This window comes from Mesorhizobium sp. M7A.F.Ca.CA.004.04.2.1 (assembly GCF_004022825.1).
Taxonomy (GTDB): Bacteria; Pseudomonadota; Alphaproteobacteria; order Rhizobiales; family Rhizobiaceae; genus Mesorhizobium.
Genome location: NZ_RZPH01000354.1, coordinates 1 through 5,403, shown reverse-complemented (window position 1 = coordinate 5,403; position 5,403 = coordinate 1). Strand labels below are relative to the sequence as shown.

The window sequence follows — 5,403 nt, the reverse complement described above, 5'->3', positions numbered from 1 at the left end:
ATGAGGGCTATAACGGGGGAGATCTCGATAGTCGGCTCGACGCGCTGAGACAAGCCGTCTTCGCTGACGTCACTCCAGCATCGGCTGCGGGCACTATCGCGCGATACTGCCGGCGACGAATTGACCGCACCCTGAAGATGATTGATCTCAGCGGCGCAACTACGGTTGCAGAAATCGCAGCCGAATTTGCCACAAAGACGGCAGCACTGGACATTGCCGCAATTGGAGCCGAAGCGACGGCCCGTATCGATGCCGCTGTGGCAAACCAGGACATGGCCGAATTGGCCAAGCACTACGACAACAAGGGACTGATGGCTCTCGTGGCCAGACATCTCAAGAACACGACAATGAGCGAGTTCGAAATGTGGATAACTCGCGTCTTGCGCAACAATTTGGTTCCCGGACTTACGCAAGCCCTTCGCCGGGTTCTTCCCACAATTCAACCGCGATAGGACCTCGACATACGCTTTAGCGCCTGCATTGGACACTGCATGCATTTGGTGCCGCGATTGATGCCGGAGTTCGTAGTCCAGCCTGTCCGTTAGCCTTTGGTAAACAAATGTCCGTTGCCGAAGTCGTCCCCTTCGGTAGCTTCACAGCAACGGCAGTCGGCCATCTTTCTTGCCCAGCGGAAACTTGATCTGCGTGGCCGGTTTGTCGACGATCACAAGGGCATCGTCAGGCGCGGTGCGTTGCAAGCCCCTTGCTTCCGACCATGGGGCTCGTAGCCACGTCTCGGTTTCCTCTTTCGTCGTCAGGATCACCGGCATGGCCTTCGCATGGATCGGCTTGATGAGGGCGTTAGGCTCGGTTGTGAGGAACCCATAGACCTCATGGTCGCCGGGACCGTCCTTCACCTTGCGCACCCCATGCCAATGCGTCCAAACCCCTGCAAAGAAGAACAGCGGGCGGTCTTCATTCAAGGCAATCCAATAGTTCCGCTGAACGCCAGTCTGGGGGTCCTTGTCATTCTTCTCTGGGCTCGGCTCGGCAAAGCTCGTCACTGGAACCACACAGCGATGCTCTACGCCGAGGTATTGCCGCCAGTAGGCAAGGTGGGTCTTGCGCACGTTGGTAGTGCCGTAATCGGCGTTGCCTTTCACATGTTCTACGGGCGTCGGCATCCCCCACAGCAGATTGGCAAGCTCGCGTTGCCCGTCCGACGCATTGCGAACTACAGGACCGGGGGGCCGGTTGGGGTAGATGTCAATTGACGGCTCAAGGTTGCCCAAGATGTCCCGCAAGGTGCCGGTCCATTGGCGGATGGCCTCTTGCGACGTGGTGAGGTTGTAGAGGTTGCACATGGCTGGTTCCTTAGGCGTGGCCTTCGCTGACTAATCCAGAGCCAAGGATCGGTTGCTGCCTAGCGTCGATGCCGACAATTACTCGCGTCAATCGGTGGACGAGATCAGCCAAATCTAGGATGCGCTGATCTTCTTCTCTCGTCGAATATGGCGAGACCAAGTTGCCATGCATCACGGAATTTCGCAGCTTCCTCCAAGCGCTGACATTCGCGGCTGTGACGGCGCCCCCCTGCCGAAGGTCCCCTAGGAAACTGGACACGGTCTTTGTTTCAGCTCTAGTTAATTCGTCAAGAATGCGCCTCTTCAGCCTCGCGTCGCCGTCCCAGGTCTGAGTGTGATCCCGAAGCGCGCTCAAGTCCTTCTCGACGAAGTCGGCCTTCAGTGGAGTTGGCCCCATCAACAGCTTTGCAAGACCCTCTGCGACGCTCGCCAAAGTAAGGCAAAGCACCCAGCGCGATCCTTGTGTCGCTTGTATGATCTCTTCGTAAAGGCGTGTGATCAGATGCGGCTCGGAATTTAGATGCCCCCCTTCGTCACGCGTATTCGCAACATGTTCGAGCAATTTCCCGTAGAGGGTCCAGAAGTCCGGCTTTGATTCGAAGGGATTTCCATCCACCAATGAGGCAATGCCCGAGTCTATAAAACGCCTTGGAGACGGTCGCAGCCAGACCTGTGCTCTGCCATCTCCAAAGTTCCGCGCCACGAGGCGAGGAAAAATTAACTGACCCAGCAAGATTCGCAACGGCTCGCTCAGCCAATTCTCGGTACATGGGTGCGGCAGCGCCTTGGACGACGTAGCCGTAACCCAGAGAGCGCTTCCGTCCTTCGTACGGAAGAACTCAATTTCGGAACCGAGAACCTGTACTGTTTGCTTGGCGAGCCGGCGACTATATTCGACCTCGACGTCATCAAGCGTGGTGACCGTAACCATCGCCTTCTCTACAGGCACCCGCACCTCAGGCTGAAAGACCAACTCCACGCTCGATAGTTGGGAAACCCATCGCCCGGACGCGCTAGTGAGAAGCGAGTCCAACTCGCCCCACAACTCCCAAATGCCCGTCTTCGTCTCTCCTAGCTGCGGATTTGTCCAGCCTGCTGCCCACTCAGTTCCCTGTATGTCCGTGGCAAAGAGGCGAAAGGTGTTGGAGGTATCGTAGGGATCTTTCTGCTGCTTAGCGAGCCGCTTGAACGCATCCGCACTGTCTGATGGTGTGGCATACATCCGATACTCAATTTCGGTGAAGCTCTTAATTACAATGCGACCTGAGCCGGCAAAGACCGGAGGTTCAAAGTCACCGCCGATCATCTTCATCGTCGGACAGTCGATTGTGATTGGAAGCGGTTTGAGCAGATGCCGCCAGCGATCTAGCGTCCGTATAGGCACTGGAGCGGATGCTGGGGTCAAGAAACCTCCTTCATGTCATTTGCTCGGCAGTTCTACGTCATTTCAGACAGTTCGGAAGGCCTCTCGATGTGTTCTTCTCCAAGTGCTTTCAGCATTGCCTCAGTCGCCACCTTCAGCCGCGCTTCTTCGCCGCCGTAGTTGTCTCCCGCACCACCCCCTGAGTGGCCCATGATCGAGCGCTTGAGCTTCTCGGGGACCCAAGCGATCACCAGCAAGTCCTCCATTCGGTGCCGCAATGAGTGGGTGGTTACCTTCTTGTCGGTCACTGCGGCTCTAACGTGCTTACCAAGCGCGGCCGAGGCTTTGTCGCCACCGCCTTCATGACCGTAACGGGCAAACAGCATCTTGCTTTCGCCTGCCGCCTCGACGGCTTCATGTGCTGCCTGAAGGGCGTCGCCAATGAGCGGGACCTTCCGACGAGACACTTCGGTTTTGACGCGGCGCTCGTCGTGCCACTCGACGTCAATGTGTGGATATTTGGCCTCCAGCATAACGTCGCTGACCCGAAGCCCGGTAATCTCGGATAGACGGCAGCCGGTGCCCTCTAGGAGCCTCCAAATTTGTTGGAGATCGCTGGCGGCGCGGTCAAGCACCCGCTCCCGCGTCGCGGCCAATTGCTCCGGGGTGAAGGGAAGCCTCTTTCGCTTGTCCGGCTCCCTACTGCTGTCGGCAACATCAAGCTTTTCAAATTGGTTCTTTGTGCCGGTTAGGTCGAACTCGCGAATGCCATGGGCAACGATTGCGCGCACGACATTGAGGTATCGGTCCACAGTCGCAGCAGTCGGGATTTCCTTCAACATGGCGTTGGCGACGGTTCTGGCGTCGGCACGCTTCATGTCCGCCAGCACCGGGTCAAAGCCGAGAGCCGACTTCACGTGCCCGACCACACGGTCGGCTTGTTGCTGGTCCCGCTTCTTCGATTTCTCGGAAGGATTGGTCTTAGTGAAACGGTCGTTCAGATAGACCCGCTTGGCGTCCTCTAGGGTGGGCGAGGGACCGACCGGCTTATTTGAGGAGGTCAGTAGCGTCAGCAGTGCCCGGTCCTCGTCAGAGACGCCAACGGGGTGGTCGGTCTCTTCGTCCCTCGGATAGCCTTTAGCGATCTGCTCAGCGACGACATCGCGAGCAATCCATTCCGATCGTTCCTCAGGATCATCAGGATCGCCGCTGCCAGCGCGATACGGGTTGAAGCCGAGGTCCCGAAGTCGCTTGGTTGCTTGGTCGAACAGTTCGCGCGCTGTGAGCTTCGCTTTGGGCGCCTTCACTCCGTGCAACTCGTCCCATGCTTTGGCGAAGATTTGCTCCGCCTCGGCGTGGGTGGCGTCATACTGCTTGCGCACCTCGGCGTCGGTTTTGCCGAGGCGAAGCACCATCTCTGTCTTGCCCAGAATGCCTTGAAGTGCCTTGGGCACCTTCCTTCGATAGACCTTCCTATTGCCGCGCGGCTGGACATGTTCCAGTGCCATTTTCATCCTCGGTGTACCCCTCGGTGTACCTTTTGGTGTACCTCGGGGGACGTTGAAACCCTTGAGTTCCTTGATTTCTGGGGATTGTCGGGTGGAAACTGGTGCCCCCGGACGGAATCGAACCGCCGACCTTCGGTTTACAAAACCGCTGCTCTACCAGCTGAGCTACAAGGGCACGGCGCTCCGGTTAGCATATTTGTTGCGCCAGTAAAGACAAAACTCCGTTTTTCCCCGGCATGCCACATGGCCCGTCGACGAGGGCATCCTGAAAACCGCCGGATTGCTTCCTACATCTAGGGAAGGGTGCAATCGCTTCGAGCAGGGGTGTGGCATGATCAGATTAGTCATCATTCTCCCGATCATCTTCGTGGCCTGGATGCTGCTGGTGAAAATCATCAGCGATGTGAAGAAGGCCAATGTCGACTGGACCGGCGTCACCACCATCATCGGCTTCATCGCGCTGGCGTTCTGGCTGCGCCATGTCACGGGGATGGGGTGAGAGAGAGCGAATAGTGAGTAGCGAATAGCGAATAGGGAACGGCAACGTAGCGATTGGTAAGTGGCGTTCCTGCCTTTTCCTACTCGCTATTCGCTATTCACTATTCGCTCGGGCCAAAGGCCCCACAAAAAATCTCTTCGACCTATCGAACCTTTTGCCGCGCCGCGCCGACTGATGGTTAGAGGCGAATGGGTCGCCTCGATCAAAAGATCCAGGAGATCATCATGTTCAAGCGCACTCTTACCTCAGGCCTCGTCGCCATCTTCGTCGCCACCGGCGCGCTCGCCGGCACTGTCGGCACGTCGTCAGCCCACGGCATGCACGGCCATCATCACAACCACAACCACAAACATCACAAGAAGCACTTCAAGAAGTTCTGGTGGAAGCACTATAACCACCACAACAACCATCACCACAGGCACGGCAGGGTGATCATTTTCCTTTGATGGAGGGACCCAATTCCCAAAAGGGCGGCTTCGGCCGCCCTTTTTGCGTTCGGCGTTGCGATGTAGGCGGGCAAGCTAGCGATCTCCCCCGCAAGCTACGGCATGCACACATTTCCAAACAACTGGTCTTTGGCGATAGGGTGCATGGCAGCTTGGAGCATGCATTGTCTTATGCGGCGCAGGTCGACCCCCACTCCGTCTCGGCTTCGCCGAGCCACCTCTCCCCCGATCGACGGGGTAGAGGAAAGGCGCCAAGCTTTTGCCGTTAACGCTCGTCCAGCAA

General features: G+C 57.4%; 5 protein-coding genes, 1 tRNA gene and 1 pseudogene. 3 read left to right on the top strand and 4 right to left on the bottom strand.

Annotation, left to right across the window (positions count from 1 at the left end):
* Nucleotides 1-452, top strand: a pseudogene (locus EN893_RS17000) (ABC transporter ATP-binding protein); the annotation flags it as partial.
* 141 nt (nt 453-593) lie between these two features.
* Here the strand turns inward: EN893_RS17000 and EN893_RS16995 are convergent.
* The 4 genes from EN893_RS16995 to EN893_RS16980 form a co-directional block, all read right to left on the bottom strand.
* Nucleotides 594-1,304, bottom strand: a complete 711-nt coding sequence (locus EN893_RS16995) for an SOS response-associated peptidase (RefSeq protein WP_127268091.1) — start codon at nt 1,302-1,304, stop codon at nt 594-596.
* Between the two features lie 10 nt (nt 1,305-1,314).
* Nucleotides 1,315-2,616: a hypothetical protein gene (locus tag EN893_RS16990; protein ID WP_127268090.1), complete on the bottom strand. Its 1,302-nt coding sequence runs from the start codon at nt 2,614-2,616 to the stop codon at nt 1,315-1,317.
* Nucleotides 2,617-2,741: 125 nt separating this feature from the next.
* The gene (locus EN893_RS16985) at nt 2,742-4,175 is read right to left on the bottom strand and encodes a tyrosine-type recombinase/integrase (RefSeq protein ID WP_164749065.1); all 1,434 of its coding nucleotides are present in this window, start codon (nt 4,173-4,175) and stop codon (nt 2,742-2,744) included.
* Between the two features lie 99 nt (nt 4,176-4,274).
* A tRNA-Thr gene (locus EN893_RS16980) sits at nt 4,275-4,350 on the bottom strand.
* 156 nt (nt 4,351-4,506) lie between these two features.
* Between EN893_RS16980 and EN893_RS16975 the strand changes: the two genes are divergently transcribed.
* Together EN893_RS16975 and EN893_RS16970 are read left to right on the top strand one after the other, a co-directional pair.
* Nucleotides 4,507-4,674 carry a hypothetical protein gene (locus EN893_RS16975; protein WP_127268088.1) on the top strand — a complete coding sequence of 56 codons (168 nt, stop codon included), beginning with the start codon at nt 4,507-4,509 and terminating at the stop codon, nt 4,672-4,674.
* Nucleotides 4,675-4,898: 224 nt separating this feature from the next.
* The gene (locus EN893_RS16970; protein WP_127268087.1) at nt 4,899-5,120 is read left to right on the top strand and encodes a hypothetical protein; all 222 of its coding nucleotides are present in this window, start codon (nt 4,899-4,901) and stop codon (nt 5,118-5,120) included.
* The last annotated feature ends 283 nt before the right edge of the window (nt 5,121-5,403 follow it).

Coding starts and splice junctions, on each gene's coding strand:
- EN893_RS16995 (WP_127268091.1), bottom strand. CDS start 1,304: ATGTGCAACCTCTACAACCTCACCACGTCGCAAGAGGCCATCCGCCAA.
- EN893_RS16975 (WP_127268088.1), top strand. CDS start 4,507: ATGATCAGATTAGTCATCATTCTCCCGATCATCTTCGTGGCCTGGATG.
- EN893_RS16990 (WP_127268090.1), bottom strand. CDS start 2,616: ATGAAGATGATCGGCGGTGACTTTGAACCTCCGGTCTTTGCCGGCTCA.
- EN893_RS16970 (WP_127268087.1), top strand. CDS start 4,899: ATGTTCAAGCGCACTCTTACCTCAGGCCTCGTCGCCATCTTCGTCGCC.
- EN893_RS16985 (WP_164749065.1), bottom strand. CDS start 4,175: ATGGCACTGGAACATGTCCAGCCGCGCGGCAATAGGAAGGTCTATCGA.